Below are 17,324 nucleotides of genomic sequence, written 5' to 3'. Positions count from 1 at the left end.
TTATATCTTCAGCTTTCCCGTATTGGTTAGCAAAATAAATGGCGCAACCGGATTCCATCCCGGCTTAACCCCCTGCTGATTAATAAAACCCGTAGAATAATTACCGAGCAGGATATCCGGTTTGCCATCTTTATTAAAATCGCCCACATCCATGCAGATCCATCGCCCTTCATGCTCAATTGGTAAATTATGCGGCATAAAATGCAGCGGACTGTCTTGCTCAAAATACGTAAAGCCTTCTGCAGGGTTATTTTTCAAATCTGAAAAAAAGGCGATCACCGCAATATCCTGCAAGCCATCTCCATTGAAATCAGTCGCTACTACTTTTGTAGCACCATTAACTGGGAAGAAATAAGCCTTTTTGTATTTAAAATCACCCAGATTCAGGAAAATGTAAACACCATGAAACGGTTTCAACACACGGGAATAATCGCTGTTATCACCACTTGTATACAGGATATCCAGCTTTCCGTCTCTATCGAAATCAACCAGCTGAAAACTGCTCGACCCGTAAAATGGCGGGAACCGCAACAAATTGCGTGTTGTAAAACCACCTTTGTGATCATTCAGAAACAACCAGATCCCTTCGTCGGCCTGGGCAAACAAGCAGGCTACATCCGGCCATCCGTCATGATCAAAATCGCCTGTTACTGCCTGCTCAGCTCCTGGTATTGAGCTAACAACATGCTTTTCAAATTTTTTATCGGGCAGCTGCGTGTATAAATACAAGCCTCCTGTGTTATGGCCAAACCCGCATACTACAAAATCATTCAATCCATCTTTGTCAAAATCGGCGGTTAATGATTGAACAGGTCGAGGCAAACCGTTCGCTATTTCTTCATCCTGCCAGGTCCCATTGTCATTGAATGTAATATCAGTCAAAAAGCCGTTGAACACATCAACTGCATCCATCGATCCGATAAAAGTAAACAAGCCATGTTCTTTGCCCGTTGCATCTTTTGCAAAACGGGCATCAACAGCAGGCGAGCTATACCGGTGCGCCGAAAGCTGAACCAGTTTATCAGACCATTGATAGATACTGCTGCTGTTACGGTCGCTGGTATAAACCTTGCGCCCAATAGTATCAAAGGCAATCATTGTGGTTGTGGCATCGAGGGGTTTGTAGCCGCTGGGCTTTTCCAAACTAAAAACACCCCAATCTTTAACCGGCTTAACAGGTTGCTGTGCCGGCTTAAGTGCCTTCGATGCCGATTTGCTATAATAATCTACTATTTTCAGCCACTCATCATATGACAAAGCCGATTTTGCTGATGGGTTGTTCACATACTGATCATCATCATAAACCTGTATCCCAAGCCGGGGCGCCATTGCAGGCAATACATGTTTAACCCATGTTTCTTTATCAAGAAATTGCGCTTCCGGGTATTCATGACAACTTTTGCAGTATTTTAATGATAGCGACTTACCATCGTTTTTTGCCAGGTCGCCCTCGGCTGCCGGCTCTCCGCAGTTAAACTGCATAAAGCATACTACAGCACCAATCAAAAATACACAAAACGATAACCGGCGTTTCCTCAGATCCATTTAAGCTTGCTTATACCTTACCATAATATTAAAATACAAGAAAGAGGCAGCAACAAGCACCACCTCTTTCTCACTAAAAACAGAATGATTGAAATTAATATTTAGGATTTTGCTTTAAAATAGAAGTTCCACCTATTTTTTCAAGATCTATCTGAGCTTGCGGTATCGGATAAACCTCGTTTTTTCCAGTTGTAAAATGAGCACCTGTAACATCGGTAATCACTTTACCATCAAAAGCAAAGTATACTCCCAAAGCTGCTTGTGCTATCCCCCAGCGCGAAAGGTCAAAGAAACGATGTCCTTCCATGGCCAGTTCCAGCTTACGCTCAAAATAGATTGCTTTTAAAGCGACATCCTTACCTGTAAAAAAGCCCGCAGGATATTGACTTACTACATAGTTAGCCGCCGGAGTGGTTGTATAACCGCCCATAGGATTCGCCGCATCTTTATAAGTGTATACAAAACTGGCTGGGTTAGCCGCACGTGCACGCACCTTGTTTACATAACTTAAACCCAAATCACCTGTTCCTAATTGCGCTTTTGCTTCGGCAGCCATCAGCAGCACATCTGCAAAACGGATTACGTTTACCTGGTTTGCATTACCCGGTGCCCATGAATGGTTATCGGCATATGTGCCCTTGGTAGCCTGGTAATAAACGTTCTTTTTAGGCGAATACGGACCTGCCGAACTTTGTTCACGGATCCAGTTCATACCCGGATGGTTACCCCAATCAAGATAAGGGATACCACGACGACCAACAGTCCAATCCAAACGCGGATCAAGGTTACCGGCATCCAGTGTAAATGATTTATCTGATGCAATGTTCATATCATTTGCAACCGGATGTGAATTATAATCGTCAAGATATGGCAAACCGGCGGCGTTAGTCCTGAACGAGTTAGCAAGATCTAAAGTAGGCTGAAAAAATCCGCAGCAACCGAACGGGCTGTTGTACGGATAATTCAACATATCACCATTGTTGGCCTCACCAATGGTATTGGTACCATCATTTGCCGCTTGCTGGATAGCAAACACCGTTTCCTTGTTGTTTTTGGTAGCAGCGTTGAAGTTATCAAAATAATTATCAGTTAATCCGTACGCTACGCCCTGCGAGTTAGTCCCCCCGTTGATCACCTCGGTAAATATCTTATCGGCATTGGTATAATCCTTTTGATACAGATACGTTTTCGCCAGGTACGCACCTGCTGCCCATTTATTTACACGTCCCTTTTGTGCTTGCGTGCCGGGTAAATTAGCATAAGCATATTTAAAATCATCAACTATTTTAGGCCAGATATCTTTGTCGTTAGGTTGTACATAGTTGGTTGTCGTTTCGTCAATATAGGGCACATTGGCAAACATCTTTTTCAAATCAAAATAGTAATGCGCGCGCAAAAAACGAGCCTGGGCTATAATATTGGTTTTATCGGCATCAGCAATCCCGCTTGCTCCCGCAGCTGCCTTTAACACGTTGTTGGCGCGGCTTATACCCTCGTAATCAGCCTTCCATTTACTGTTTAAAAATCCATTACTGGCATCAACAGTGAAAGTAGCAATGGAGTTAATAGCCGGCTGATCGATACCAGAACTGCCTTTATGCGCATCGCCTCCGGCAACGCTGCCGTAAATCCAGTTATCCGGCGATACCTCCCAGGCACTACCACCACCTAAACCGGCATTATTTCCGTTACCTCCCTGCCCGTCAAGTGCAGAATAAGCTCCTATCAGCAACCCGTCAACGCCGGCTTTTGTAGTAATTTGCGCTGAGCTAAGCGCACCTATAGCCGGCTGATCGAGATATGCCTTTTTACATGAACCCTGTAAAATACCAGCAGCAATTAATGCTAATACTGATACACGTTGTATATTTTTCATAATGATTTCTCTATTTAAAATTTAGCCTGAACACCTAATAAATATGTACGATTTGGAGAATAGTTACCACGGTCAACACCAAAGTTTGTGCTGCTGTTGGTGTTGCTGGTGGTACCTCCGCCAACAATCTCCGGATCAACTCCCGAGTATTTAGTTATGGTAATTAGATTTGCGCCTGATAAGTATACACGCAAGCTGCTCAAACCAATTGATTTGATGATTTTAGGAGCAAACTTGTAGCCTATTTGCATGTTTTTCAGTCGCAGGTATGAGCCGTTCTCAACATAAAAAGAGTTAGGAACCGTGTTGGTACTAAATGAGCCATCAATTTCCTGGATAGGAGCCTTGGCATTGGTGTTTGACGGTGTCCAAGAATCATATAAAGCATTTTTGCTTTTTGCGCCGGCAAAGTTGGCATAAAAATCTGTCCACCACCTCACGTCATTCCAGATCTTGTTGCCGTATGATCCGTACCAGAACATATTAAGGTCAAAGTTTTTATAGCTAAAATCAAGGTTTAAGCCACCTGTGAATTTAGGGTTAGGATTACCGAGCAAGGTACGATCGTCGGCAGTAATTTTTCCGTCACCGTTTATATCTGCGTATTTGAAACGACCAACTGCGGCATCGTTCTGATAAGTTCCGCCAGCAGCCGTATTTGCGGCGTCAATTTCAGCTTTCGAATCCCAGAAACCGTCAGTTTTATAACCAAAGAAACCGCCAACCGGGCCACCTACGCTGTTTCTAATAATTGAGCTGCCATTAAATCGGCCAGAGTTTTGCTCAAAGTAGGTTTGTCCGAGAGTTACTTGCTTAATAACGTTGTGATAAGTTGTAAACGTTAAGGCGGCATTCATTTTCAGATCGTGGGTTATATTGGTGTGGGTACCAATTGTAATATCCAAACCGGTATTATTCATTGCACCTACGTTGCTGTACGGTGCAGTTGCCGAACCGGCAGTACCAGGAAGTGCAGGATTAAATAACAGATCGGTGATGATCTTTTTATAATAATCGGCAGAGATGTCCAACTTTTGACCAAAGAATGAACCATCAAAACCAACGTTGAAGTTTTTATCTTTTTCCCATTTAGCATCAGGGTTACCTATACGGTTTTGAGCGAAACCGGCAACCGTACTTGTAGAGGTGCCGTTAATATCGTAGTAGGAGTTTGTTTTGTTACTACCAAATGTAGTAAAAGCGTTTGCAGGGTCAACGTTGATCTGGTTACCCATAATACCATAACCACCCCTTATCTTCAAATCGTTAATCCACGATACACCTTTCAGAAAATCCTCCTGCGATATACGCCAGCCCGCGCTAACGGCCGGGAACCATCCGTATTGGAAAGACTTGAACCTTGAAGAACCGTCACGACGGATGGTAGCATTCAACAGATATTTGTCGGCAAAAGTGTAATCCAAACGGGCAAGCAGTGAAAATATCTTATCGCGTGTTAATGTGCTGTAAGCAGTTGGTGTACCGGTACCTGTAGATATGGTGGTATAATCCTTATCAAATGTAAAGTAACCGGTATTGGTTGCGCCTAAGGTTTCGTACCTGTTTTTATAAGCTTCGGTACCTGCCAATACTTTGATATCATGTTTCCCAATTGTTTGGTGATAAGTCAAAGTATTTGTCCAGGTATAGTTATATCCGTTAAATGAGTTTTCCGAATATGAATTGGTCGAGTTGTTTTCAGAGTTCTCATATTCCGGGAAAGTAAAGCTATGATTATAGTCTGAATAATACTCACCACCAAACTGCGTGCGTAAAGTGAAGTACCTCAGGAAATCCACCTCGGCAAATGCATTACCAAACAACCTGTTAAATGCACCGTAGTTATTTTTAGTACGATCCATAATGGCTACCGGGTTACGTGCATTACCTAAGTTGGCAGTATTTGAACCCGCGTAGTTGCCTTTGATGTCATAAACCGGAATAATAGGCTGCTCGCGGAATGACATGCCGATAGCCGACCCCTCATCATTTTCGTTGATCAGCGGGTTTTCGGTTAATGAATATGACAAGTTCTCACCTATCCTGATATGTTTGGTTACATTGTAGCTTGTATTAGCCCTTACGGTGTAACGCTTATCGTAAGTATTTTTCAAGGTCCCCCTTTGGTTAAAGTAATTCAATGAAAACAAATAGGTAGCGGCCTCGGTACCTCCGCTCATGGCCAGGTTATGGCTTTGAATCGGTGCCGATTTAAATATCTGGTGGTACCAATCTGTACCTGCTTTGTTTGCTCTTGTTATACGATAAAAACCCGACGCATCGCCTGATGTATAAAATGGGTTTACATTGTATTTAGCTGGATCAACAGCCGGGTCACCATCATGAACTCCAGCCGGGCCTACGCCACCTGCACTGATATAATCAGGCAAAACATCACCATTAGCGCCGTAAAGGTTGCTGCTCAGGTCAACAGGAATATTTTTAAGTGCCGCGGTATTTTTTATAGCGAGGGCCCTTAATTGCATCATCTCAGTTGGATTGAGCAAATGGAACACATTACCGCCTTTCGGCACCTGTGTACCATAGTAGGCATCGTACGAAACGTTGGTTTTTCCGTTACCTTTTTTGGTGGTGATTACGATTACACCGTTTGACGCCCTTGCACCGTAAATAGATGCCGAGCTTGCATCCTTAAGTACCTGCATGCTTGCCACGTCATTGGGGTTAATATCGCTTACGTTAGTTGTTGGCACACCGTCAACCACGTAAAGCGGCTGGTTATTGCCAAACGTGTTAGCACCACGGATTTTTACAGAGGGATTTTCACCCGGTTGCCCTGAAGCGATAACGGTAACACCGGCCGCCTGACCTTGCAGCTGGCTTTCAACCGATGAAACCGGCTGACGGGTCAGTGCAGCAACGTCAACAACGGCTACAGCACCCACCAGGTCTTTTTTACGTTGTGAGCCATAACCTGTAACCACCACTTCATTAAGTGCATTGCTGCCCGCTGTGAGCGTTATCCTTAAATTAGGATCGGTCCCTACGGTAACTTCTGTTGTTTGATATCCAATATAAGATATCACTAATACATTGCCTGGTTTTAAGCTGAGTGTAAACTCGCCGTTAACATCGGTCACCGCACCTGTCGTTGATCCTTTGAGCCTGATAGAAGCACCAACAACCGGCTGCTTGTCATCGCTGCCGATAACCTTTCCTTTGTACTTTGTTTGGGCCATAACTACCACCGAGGATATCAGACAGCACAACAGTACAGCCAGAAACCTCCCTCTGAGAAGTAAATTTTTAAGCATGATTTTAATTTAATTTAGTTAATATATTTGATTAAGAACATAGCCCAAAAAGCTGAAATACAGCAACTTGGTGTCGGCAGTGGTAGAGGCAGCGCCTGGGATTTTTTTAGTTTTTGGCTTAAAGCAATGGTAGAGACATTGCTGCGAAATAAATACTTACTCCGGCAAATACAACGTTACAGGCTATCGTGTAGGACAAAGCCATATAACAACCAAAAAACAAATGCGATACTGATTATTGTGTAGGCAATAACAGTTTTAAATTTTAATCAAATGGAAATCATTGCTCCGCGACTGAATGTGAGATAAGCCTTGCGGCAGTAGCCACGAAAAATGAAATTCATTCATCTAACACGTAAGGAAAAAATGCCTTCTATCATGTTGGTTGCCTCCGGATTGAATGTGAGATAAGCCTTGCGGCCGTAATCCAAAAACTAACAATGATCAAAACATTTACTATCCTTTCAAAGTACTAAAAACTTAATTTTTACTGGTGATAAAATAGTATTAAATAAGGTTATTTATAGTGTTGGTTTATTTCTGTTTGTTTGAATCTAAAATAGGCATAGTGTACAATTTGCACAAATCACTTTTTAGTTTTACGAATTAAATATTAAACAAGGCATAAAATTATCAATAATTAAAGCAAAATATTGTTTTAAAAAAACATTTTGGCAAAACTGCCACTTTTATTAAAAATCGATTTTTACCTGTATTTTTTACATTAATCATATATGGGGATAATATGCGATAAAAAAAAGAGTTTTTTTATAAACCCAGCTGCTTGTTAAAAATGAAAACATAACATCAGCTGAATTTAATGTTAAAATAGCATTACATAGACCTGCAGATAAATTTCAAATTTTTCTGTTAGATATAAGATATGGCACTTTGCGCCCGGTCAGGGATAAAAAAATAAAATGATATAAAAGAGTCTCCTATTTTGCTAAAAGATGACATGGCATTGTTTGTATTATTTACTTAAATCGGTAAAAACGTAGGAGGACACGATCCCTTCAATGGACGATGCCACTTTCAAACCGGGCCATGACCGCTCAAACTGGCCATTTGGTTTCCTCGTGGAAGAATGATATTAAATTTGATATAACAACTGCACAGTTTATTTGACAGGCCCTACAATTTCAAAATTCTGTCTTTTATCGTCTAAATCAATTTAATTACCCTCTTTGCTGTCGTAAATGGCAGTTACTATAAATTGATTTACTGCTACGGCCGGTATCGTAATTGTGCTTGTTCTGCTCAATCTTGCTATATTAATGCCCAAAAACTTTCCGGTGATATCAAATACGGCCCCTCCGCACTCCCACGGTTTTATTCTTGCATCATGAACAAATACGTTCCCAAACCCATCTTTTCGAATGCTTTTCCCCCCTATGAAGTGGTCGGCCGGATGATTGGTAATTTTTTGGGGTGGATATTTTAGGGCGACTTTTTTTATTAACTTTTCTCCCTTATGATTGATTGTCATTAAAGTAGTATCGCCGGCGCGGAATTTTTGAAGTGCTTTAAACATATCCAGTTCGTCATTTACAGTTTTGTCATCAATTGCTAAAAGCTCATCGCCGGTTGTTAGTCCGGCAGCCTCAGCCGCGCTGTTGGGCTGAATAAAAGTAAATAATAACGCCTGTCCCTTTTGCCGGGCAACAGCTCCCAAATAGCCGTAGCTGGTCTTTTTTGGCAAGCTTACGCCAACGCTTCCCAAAACACTACTACAATACGTAGAATCAGCGCGAAGAGAAATCAAAAAACTACCCAAATCGTTATTACTAAGTGTATCTGCCAGCAACATTCGAAGTTTGATACCTTCCTTCCCTAACTTTGAAACGGGCAATAATATCGCAAGGTCATTAATTCTGTCTCGTCTGATAATATTTGCCTTAACAGTCTTGCCGCCCGATAGTGTGATAAAAGGATCCTTGCCAATCATTGAACTTTTAGTCAAAACGATATCTGAATTTTTGAAGGCAGCTTTTACATTGATATTATCTAAAGAAAAAATAGTCCCTGCTATAGTCTGTTCCTTACCATCAATAACACTCTTAATATTTACACAAGTTGTTTTAAAACGCTTGTTCACACTTTTAAAATACTTATCTGGACTTTCAGCTACCGGAAAATTATTGGCCGGCCGATTTTTTGAAATCACGTTTGTATCCAAAGGAAGGGAAGTATAATTCTCTAAACGGGTTAGTGCTGTATAATATTTACGATAGGTATCTACGGGGATTTCATAATTAATATCCTCCGACTGTTCGATGCCGCTATGGATTCCGATCAAACGGCCAGACAGATCAAACAGGGGGCCGCCTGAATCTCCCGGCTCCATCACGCAAGTTGATTCCATAAAACCATACCTGTTATTTAAATTGGTGATATGTCCAAACCTTACATCAGGTTTGCGTTGTTCCATGCTTTCCGGGTAAGCTATGCTAATACATGGCTGGTTGATTTTGACATCTGAATACCAGCCCATTTCGGCAAGCGGCCAATCCCCTTTTTGGATTATTTTGAGCATAGCAGCATCCGGCAGCATAAATGTTGGTGCAATGGTAATACGGCCCAAACCACGGGCCAGGCACATTTTCCCATCGGGAAATATTACCTGATAGGTTTTGCCGGGCATTACCACATGTGCTGCGCTTAAGATCTCTCCTCCTTTCGAGACTACAACACCACTAAACTGCGCACTCATCCGGCTATACTGTAAAGTATCATATTCCCACATCAATACACTGGCAGCATAACCTTTTTTTATCGCAGTTTTTATATTATCCTGTAGTTGCGTAGCTCCGGGCTTTTGTATCCGCTTATTAACATTTTGCGCGTTAGTAACCTGCAGGTTCCATAAGCACTGCAGGAAAAAAAATAATAAAAACCGTTTTGTCATTATACATTATAATTGAACCGTAGCGTTGTCCAAACGCTGCTGTTTAGGGTACCTGCCGATGTAAAAAGAGCCGGTATTAAAACCGGCTCTCCGGAAATTAAACTAAAACTGATGGAAAACGTCCTACCGGGACTGTCTTTACGATAGCCAGTGCTATCATTTTATAATTTCTTAACTGTTAAAGATCTTTTTGAGCTGTATATCGAAATCAGAGGAAGTGGGATTTATTAAAATCACATTCCCCTCAGCATCAAGCACAATTGCAAAGGGTACCGACTGGATACCCAAAACATTCATCATCACTGATGCATCTTTGCCATCCTCATATTTATCTATTCCCTGTTGCCAGGGCATTGCTTCTTTAAGCATGGCGTTTTTCCAGGCTTTATTGTTTTGATCAATTGAAATACTAACTATCTCGAATCCTTTAGCGTGGTATTGTTTATATAACTCCTTAAGGTGCGGAATAGCCGCCCTGCACGGCATACACCACGAGGCCCAAAAATCAAGCAGCACCACTTTACCCTTAACCGACGGTGATTTGATGAAGTTGCCATCGGCAGTTTGTAACTCAAAAGCCGGCAATCGTTTTCCAACTATTAAATTTTGATTTGCTGTAACAGTATCCTGTTTTTTTAATGATGAAGCTTTTCCCTCCGCCTTCCATCCGGTGCTTAGGGCAAGTGCTACGGGTGTCACCAATAGCAACCTTTTAAAGTTTATTTTCATTGGGCTGGATTATAAAACCTGTATTTCAATTATTTTTCTTTTTGGTGGGAAACACTTGTTATTATCACAAACCTGGTAATAAAGCCCGCATTTGATTACCATGCCGCGTTTTAATGAAGCCGCGCTTATTTCCGTTTTAAATGTTGCTTTGTCCTCCCAAACAAACATGCCTTCGCCACCGACAAATGGAACACCGGCCGATGCTTGCCACTCGCCGCTTGTTACACCTTCGGGCAACTCAATAATGGGTTGTGTAGTAATAAAAGGGCTGTCTTTAGGTACATAAGCGTAAATATGCCAGCCTTGCAAGATTTCCGCTTTAACAACTACCTGTTTTTTACCATTTGCTTCATCAACCAACGTGGCGCTCACTACCACCGGATCGGCACGGGTCGGTGTTGTTACCCCGTTTGCAGTTTTAATGTCGCCAGTTGATACGGGTGCTATTGCCGCCGTTTCTGTTTTGTAAGTATTCACCATAAACTTAAAACCTCCGGCTTCGGTATAATAAAGGTTGGGCTTGTTTTTGGTTAACCAAATGCGCCATTCTTTGGCAGATGTGAATTTTTCGGTGGTATATCTTTCCAATACCCTTTGGGCCAGGGCAGGCTCCTCTCCTTTCTCAAGCATATTGATACATTTTTCAAGCAGCTCAATTTTGCGGTTGGAGATCCCCAGCTTTTTTGCATCCTCATCAACCTGTAAAGAGTAAGCATCAACCGGATAAAAATACTCGAGGTTATCCCGATAGTATTTATGATAGGCCTCTACGTTAGTACCAAAAGCATCATACATGCCGTTGCCAGTCCAGCTTTTAAGATATTCATCAAAACTTTGTACATCATCGGATACCGGCATCTTTAAAAACGCCTCGTTACCTTTACCAATATCCTCGCCTTTGGCTTTACGATCTTTAAGTTCCTGCTGCATTTTTAGCAGGCGGGCGTTACCTTTTTTCCGGGCTATCAGCGTTTTTTGATATAACGCTTTATCGCTACGGTAAATCATTTCATTTACCCACTCACGGTTTTCAATTTGTACTTTTTTCATAATGGGCGCCTGGTGATCAAACTTTTTGATGTAGCAAACTGTGTTCACAAATACATCTTTAGCTTCATCCGTCATATGATTTGGCGAAGCAGAAAAGCCCCACATAAAATAATTACCCTGACGGCCTAACGCTACTGCTTCAGCATTTTTTAAGCAAACACCGCCACTTATAGCTTCGGCATCCGGCGAATCGTTAAATCCCTCGCCATGTGCCACCATGCCGATAATGTATTTATCCTTAGCTGCAGGATCTTCTTTGATCACCTTCCACATAGGCAGTTCTTTCGGGGTAGTTGCTCCCTGAAAGCCGTTAAAAAAAGAACCCGGCGTAGGCCTGTTAACTAAAGTTAACTTCACTTTTACAGGTGTATTAAATATGGCATGACTGGTTTTGATGTTCAGCGCATCGTCTTCCAAACACTGACAATACCAATCAAACTTAAGTCCTATCGGCATGCCCACATCGGGAGCCAGCTGATGCATCAAAATAATAGGCCTGTCAAAATTGGCAGGTAATTTTATCGGACCCGCATCGGCAATTGTTACGTCGACATTGGCAGACATCGAAGCATCGTAATCCCTCACATCCACAACTTCAACTTTGTCAAAGCGCGTTTCTAAAAAAGCCTTAAAATCGGCCATACGGGTTTTCCAGGCCTCATCTACCGCGCCCGCGGCTGTGCTATAGTAAGTAATATGTTCGGGCTTAGGTTTTGCCGGATCATATCCTACATATAAAACATGAAGTGCTATTTTGCCCGCTCCGTGTTTTATGACGTTACCCAAAGAGGCCACGCTAAACAAAACACAAAGTAGAAAAACCGAAATGATCTTTTTCATACCTGCTTAATTAAAAAGTTCGGCAAGTTTATGATTGAGGTCTTCCCCGCGCAGATTTGTGCTAATAAGTTTGCCGTCGCGGTCTACCAGGAATGTAGCAGGTATAGCCGAAACGCCATAAAGACGGGCAACGCTGTTATTGTTGCCATTCAAGTCGCTAACCTGCGGCCATGTCATACCCTCCTGTTGCAGTGCTTTCAGCCATTTGTCGCGGCTGTTGTCAAGCGATACCGAAAGGATTTCGAACCCTTTATCCTTGTACATTTTATACTGACTTAACAGATTTGGGATTTCCTGACGACAAGGTGAACACCAACTTGCCCAAAAATCGACCAAAACGATTTTACCTTTATAATCGGCTAACGATAAGCGTTTGCCGGCAGGGTTGACCTGAGTAAAAACCGGCGCCGGGCCACCTATTTTTAAACGGTAATGTGCATCAATAAATTCTTTGATAGTTTTACCATTATCAGTTGCCTGGATTGCCGGACTGAAAGTTTTGAACACCTGTTCGGCTGCTGTAACCGTTTTTTCATTAGATGCAGTGCCGAACAGCGCTACCGGTGCAAAGAACGAATCGGGGTGCGTTTTGGCAAAATCGAGATTTTTGCGCTGAAAATCGGCAATCATTTTATAGTGATGGCGGGCAACCGAATTGGTAAATGCGGTATCATTCACCAACTCGGGCGCTGCCGCAATTTCAGCATTAGAAATATGATCGATGTCCCATGGCATCGGTCCTACAGCTTTCACATAAGCCGAATATTCATCATATGTTTTGGATCCGCTCATCTGGGCGTTTGCCAGGGAATCTTTAGAAACTATATTAAGCGTTTCATTAGAAAAATTAAAGTAGAGAATATCTCCACCATGGGTGGCAATTTCCCGGCCGGCGCCTTTATGATCAAGTGCAAGGCGTACAGAACTGTATGGGTTCATCTTACCTGTGAAATGAAAAGCGCCGTTAACTAATGTGGTCGAATCTTCATGCCCCTTGCCGTCTGTCATAAAGCTTAAATAAACTTTCTGACCGTTGAGATTGCCAATCTGCCCATTAATAGCGAACTGGTTAGTTTGACCGGCGGCGTTCAACGCAGCCATGCTCAAAATTAAGTTTAGTAGTTTTTTCATTTCTTTATATGTTATACATCGAGTCGACAGGTTACGTTATACTTTTCAAGGATGAAACGCTCTTGTTAATGTCATGACTGCGGCCAACAACACAAAAATCATCCATGCTGTTGGTTAATCTTTTATATGGTTTTGATTACTTAGTTTTTTATCTGCTCACAATGTCAACCGGTTCGCCCGGTATACCGGTTATTGTTTTGGTGATATTACCGGTTTTAGAAACACTTACGTCAAGTGTATAAACTGCCCCATCTGCGCCAACAGTAAGGGTGTTGTCATCCAAACTGATCTTCATCATGGATACCTTTTTACCGCCAAAGTCTGCGTCGAGCTGTCTTATATCTTCATTAATTGGGTTATAGCGGTAAATTTTCCCTTTTGATGAAAAATAAAACACATTTAAGCTATTCACCACCCATTTGGTATTATCATCAATTAAGGCGCTGCCTTTGAATGTGCGTTTGCCCAGCCCTTTAAATGTCCGGTCATCCCCCATAGGGTAGCTAAAACTTAGTTCGGTTATGGTACCTGTCGCTGTTTTAAAGAAAGCATATGAAGGGCCACCTTCTGTAGGTTTCATGAACAACAAATTATCGTATCCTACATTTTTAGGGTCAAAGCCAGTGCTTGCGGTATCAATCTGGTAATTGGTGCCAGAGTAAGTACCATCGGCCCCGAAGGTGATAAAGGCTTTTCCTTTAAGATTGTAACCGATAAAAAACGAGCTTCCATGTGTAAAATATTTAGACATGGTGTAATCACCGCCCTGTTCGTTGGCAAATTTGCCGTAATCGTCAGCAAATGGCGCTGTTGAGGATACACCTACATATAGCTTACCATTGATAACCCCCGTTGGCACTGTTCCCATTTGTACGGGGCCTAAAAATGGCTCCAGATAACCTGTATTGATAACAGCCGGCGGCGAGAAGAACTGCGCTGCAAAATCCGTCCGTTTTAATAGGGTACTGGCATCAAGCACCACCCCGCTTTTATTAGGATCGTTGCTTAGCACCCAATATTCCTCTTTGGTATTGGGTTGATAAGGCAGTGGTTTTGAATAGTACAACTGAACCGGATTGATAGGCAAATCGCCTTTATTAAGTGATTTATAAATATCGCCCAACACTGTTTTATCCGGTTTTACGAATGATAATTTGGTAACCCCATTATCGTTACTCAACACCAAAATACCTGCCGAAAACTGCGTCGTACCTGCAATTTTGAAAGGAAACGTATAAAATAACCCATTCCGTTTGTCGGTAATGGTGAGTTTACACGCGCGGTCGCCGGGGCCCAAGTTATAGACCATTTTCAAAGGGTAGCCTTTGAAAACTGCGTCCCGCAGTTCTTCTTGTACGGTGATGTGCCATTCAAAATCAAGATCCTTTAAGGGATCCGCACCGGCCAAAGTAACCTTGGGGTTTATGGTGAGCGTATCGCCCAGCAGGGCTGCAAATGTAGCGTTATTAATGCCGGTAACTACCGGCTCTGAAGGTGGCGAGTATACATAATTGCCGAGGTCTTTTTTACATGAAGTATAAAATACCGTTATGAGCGCCAATAGAGCTATCGATTTAAATTTCATGACCTAAATGTTTAATTGATAATAACCTGCTGACCATTTTCATCAACAAAAAAGTACTTGCCTGCCTGCGCATAATACTTGAGGTAAAACTTCTTACCGGGCGAAGAAGAACTATAAAAATCATAATCGTTGCTTCCATCGGCCCTTTTGGTAAGTATGTAGCCTTTTTCCGGATATCGCGCTACCCAGGCAAAAGGGTCATTAATAAAGGTCCTCACGTTATCTATATAATATAGCGTACGTGGGATCTGGAGATAAGCATTAGGTTTGGACATATCAACCAGATCGGTAGTGCCCGAAGAGATCAGGAACAATTGGTGTTTTATCCTGCTGTAAGGACCCAGATTACCCATCCAGTAAATCCACCAGGCCGGTTGCTCCAGACGCGATGAATAAAGGATAGATCGCATCCTCAATGCCACAGGCAATGACGAATTAAAATCCTGACCACCCGAAACAAGAATGGTAAGCACAACCGATTTATTTGCAAGTTCTGGGTCGGTATTTTTGATGATGACAGGTACCTTTACTGTGCCCGAATCAGCAGGCATAGTGTACGAGGGCTTAAGCGCTTCATAGTGCAAACCGGCTTTGGCTGTGGTAGCGGTGTCAACTACGGATATCGCAAACCTTCTTTCGGTTTTTGACCTTTGCCCCGAAATGATCACCGGTACCCAAATGGTATCCTGCGCCAGGGTAGGATTATAGGCAAAGGAATAGGTTAATACCGACGTATCCTGGTTGCCGTCTTTATCCTTATAATTCAAATAAATATTATCCCTGGAGCCGTATATAAGTAATTGGTCTTTTTTGCAACCGAAAAGAGCTGCAAAGACCACTAAAACAAAAAATATATTTCTTTTCATTGTTATAAATGGTATGAGATCAATTATTGTAAGCTGTTTCGTCGTCGGGGATCGGGAACACGTATATGCTGTTTGATGCCGGATAGATCTGGCCGCTGGCCGCCACTATATCAAGGTTTAAGCGTTTATACATGTAAAATATCTGGCTCTCGCCGTAAAACTCTTTACGGGCTTCTTTAACCAGCTCATTCATAAAAGCTGATTTGCCCAAAGTATTCGGCAATAAATCGATAATGCCCCTATGGGTACGTACTGTATTTAAATACTCAATGGCTTTTGTTGGGTTACTATCATAGCTTGCTTCAGCTGCTATATAGTAGGCCTCAGCCAAGCGAAAAGACGGTGCCATTAACGGGTGCAGGTTTACCTGCGGCGAACTGTTAACCAAATATTTAACCAGGTAACTACGGTTTGGCGTTACATCTGTAGCTGTAAAAAACCATTCTCTGTAGCGCCAGTCCTCGGCACCAACAGTGCTTTTTTCATAGATATTATCTAACTGCAACGGTGTTGGCTGATATTGAGCAGTATTTGTGGCACTGAATAACGTAACAAGCGCGTTGTTATCATTGGCATGTGGTGCATACCAGCCAAATACCAGCTCGTTGTAAAAAATCCTGTCTTTTTGTTCAACGTTGTTGTTAAAGGCATCATCTTTTTGAGTCCAGGGGAATTTATTAGCAGTTATTACATCATTGGCGTTGGAGAGTGCATTCTGGTAGTCATTTTTATACAGGTAAATCCTTGCAAGTTCGCCGCATACGGCATAATAATTAAGCCTATGCCTGCGGTTTTGCAAAAACAGGGTATTACTTGTGGTTTCTGTTTGCTTGCGACCTGTATAACCGCCGGGATAGGTTTTGTTAGGATATCCAACTATGTAGCCTGGCGAAAGAATAGGATCAGTTGTACTTAGCAGCGCACGTGCATTACGCAGATCAGCTATGGCGTTATTAATTACCTCACCTATTGATGAAAAGGGTGTACTTTTAATACTAACATTAGTTACATATGGGATGCCTTTGGCGTTCGGGTTGGATTTATACGAAGCCGCGAACATGCGCAAAAGATCAAAATGCAGGTATGCGCGAAGGGCGAGCGCTTCGCCTTTAATGATAGCATAGTTGTTACCCGAAAACACAGCCTTTTGTTTATCTATCACCTGTAATATTTCATTACAATTACCGATGGCGTTATAAACCGCCGACCAGATCTGGCTGTTTTTATCCTTTAAAATGCTTTGGCTGTACTGAAAAGAAGCGATCTTTTGAAAATCAGTATTCGAAAACGAATAGTTCTGCGCCATGATATCCAGGTTGCTAAACGTGAGGTTGCCACCGTACATATCTGCTTTGGTACACCTGGTGTAAACACCATTTAACGCCTCCTCAAAACCATCTTCAGTGGTAAACAGTTGCTCTTTGGTTACATCAGATTCCGGCTGTACATCCAAAAACTTTTTGCATGAGGTAAATACCAGCAACGGGATTATAAAAATTAAATATCTCTTCATGGTTAT

At 42.2% G+C, this 17,324-nt stretch carries 10 protein-coding genes; all 10 read right to left on the bottom strand.

Annotation, left to right across the window (positions count from 1 at the left end; genetic code table 11):
• Window positions 1-1,545 (bottom strand): FG-GAP repeat domain-containing protein, encoded by a 1,545-nt coding sequence (locus tag ACEN82_RS09765; RefSeq protein ID WP_413320858.1) that lies wholly within the window; start codon window positions 1,543-1,545, stop codon window positions 1-3.
• 94 nt (window positions 1,546-1,639) lie between these two features.
• The gene (locus ACEN82_RS09760; protein ID WP_413320860.1) at window positions 1,640-3,421 is read right to left on the bottom strand and encodes a RagB/SusD family nutrient uptake outer membrane protein; all 1,782 of its coding nucleotides are present in this window, start codon (window positions 3,419-3,421) and stop codon (window positions 1,640-1,642) included.
• Window positions 3,422-3,435: 14 nt separating this feature from the next.
• Window positions 3,436-6,696, bottom strand: a complete 3,261-nt coding sequence (locus tag ACEN82_RS09755) for a SusC/RagA family TonB-linked outer membrane protein (protein ID WP_413320862.1) — start codon at window positions 6,694-6,696, stop codon at window positions 3,436-3,438.
• A 1,174-nt stretch (window positions 6,697-7,870) separates the two neighbouring features.
• Window positions 7,871-9,604, bottom strand: coding sequence for a trypsin-like peptidase domain-containing protein (locus ACEN82_RS09750; RefSeq protein WP_413320864.1), 1,734 nt, complete (start codon window positions 9,602-9,604; stop codon window positions 7,871-7,873).
• Between the two features lie 171 nt (window positions 9,605-9,775).
• A complete protein-coding gene (locus ACEN82_RS09745) occupies window positions 9,776-10,333 on the bottom strand; it encodes a TlpA family protein disulfide reductase (RefSeq protein WP_413320866.1) in 558 nt (185 codons plus the stop codon).
• 9 nt (window positions 10,334-10,342) lie between these two features.
• On the bottom strand, window positions 10,343-12,223 hold the full coding sequence (locus ACEN82_RS09740; RefSeq protein ID WP_413320868.1) for a protein-disulfide reductase DsbD domain-containing protein: 1,881 nt from the start codon (window positions 12,221-12,223) through the stop codon (window positions 10,343-10,345).
• Window positions 12,224-12,229: 6 nt separating this feature from the next.
• Entirely contained in the window at window positions 12,230-13,354 is a 1,125-nt protein-coding gene (locus tag ACEN82_RS09735; RefSeq protein WP_413320870.1) for a redoxin domain-containing protein, read from the bottom strand.
• A 148-nt stretch (window positions 13,355-13,502) separates the two neighbouring features.
• A complete protein-coding gene (locus ACEN82_RS09730; RefSeq protein WP_413320872.1) occupies window positions 13,503-14,939 on the bottom strand; it encodes a PKD-like family lipoprotein in 1,437 nt (478 codons plus the stop codon).
• Window positions 14,940-14,950: 11 nt separating this feature from the next.
• Window positions 14,951-15,805 (bottom strand): DUF4843 domain-containing protein, encoded by an 855-nt coding sequence (locus ACEN82_RS09725; protein WP_413320874.1) that lies wholly within the window; start codon window positions 15,803-15,805, stop codon window positions 14,951-14,953.
• A 19-nt stretch (window positions 15,806-15,824) separates the two neighbouring features.
• Window positions 15,825-17,318 carry a RagB/SusD family nutrient uptake outer membrane protein gene (locus ACEN82_RS09720; RefSeq protein ID WP_413320876.1) on the bottom strand — a complete coding sequence of 498 codons (1,494 nt, stop codon included), beginning with the start codon at window positions 17,316-17,318 and terminating at the stop codon, window positions 15,825-15,827.
• Window positions 17,319-17,324 lie beyond the last annotated feature (6 nt).

It is taken from the genome of Mucilaginibacter sp. Mucisp73 (assembly GCF_059491465.1).
The sequence above is the reverse complement of the archived record's forward strand: the minus strand, read 5'-3'. Positions and strand labels throughout refer to the sequence as shown.

What these genes read in the sequence shown, in the direction of transcription:
- ACEN82_RS09765 (WP_413320858.1), bottom strand. Translation starts at nt 1,545, where the DNA reads ATGGATCTGAGGAAACGCCGGTTATCGTTTTGTGTATTTTTGATTGGT.
- ACEN82_RS09760 (WP_413320860.1), bottom strand. Translation starts at nt 3,421, where the DNA reads ATGAAAAATATACAACGTGTATCAGTATTAGCATTAATTGCTGCTGGT.
- ACEN82_RS09755 (WP_413320862.1), bottom strand. Translation starts at nt 6,696, where the DNA reads ATGCTTAAAAATTTACTTCTCAGAGGGAGGTTTCTGGCTGTACTGTTG.
- ACEN82_RS09750 (WP_413320864.1), bottom strand. Translation starts at nt 9,604, where the DNA reads ATGACAAAACGGTTTTTATTATTTTTTTTCCTGCAGTGCTTATGGAAC.
- ACEN82_RS09745 (WP_413320866.1), bottom strand. Translation starts at nt 10,333, where the DNA reads ATGAAAATAAACTTTAAAAGGTTGCTATTGGTGACACCCGTAGCACTT.
- ACEN82_RS09740 (WP_413320868.1), bottom strand. Translation starts at nt 12,223, where the DNA reads ATGAAAAAGATCATTTCGGTTTTTCTACTTTGTGTTTTGTTTAGCGTG.
- ACEN82_RS09735 (WP_413320870.1), bottom strand. Translation starts at nt 13,354, where the DNA reads ATGAAAAAACTACTAAACTTAATTTTGAGCATGGCTGCGTTGAACGCC.
- ACEN82_RS09730 (WP_413320872.1), bottom strand. Translation starts at nt 14,939, where the DNA reads ATGAAATTTAAATCGATAGCTCTATTGGCGCTCATAACGGTATTTTAT.
- ACEN82_RS09725 (WP_413320874.1), bottom strand. Translation starts at nt 15,805, where the DNA reads ATGAAAAGAAATATATTTTTTGTTTTAGTGGTCTTTGCAGCTCTTTTC.
- ACEN82_RS09720 (WP_413320876.1), bottom strand. Translation starts at nt 17,318, where the DNA reads ATGAAGAGATATTTAATTTTTATAATCCCGTTGCTGGTATTTACCTCA.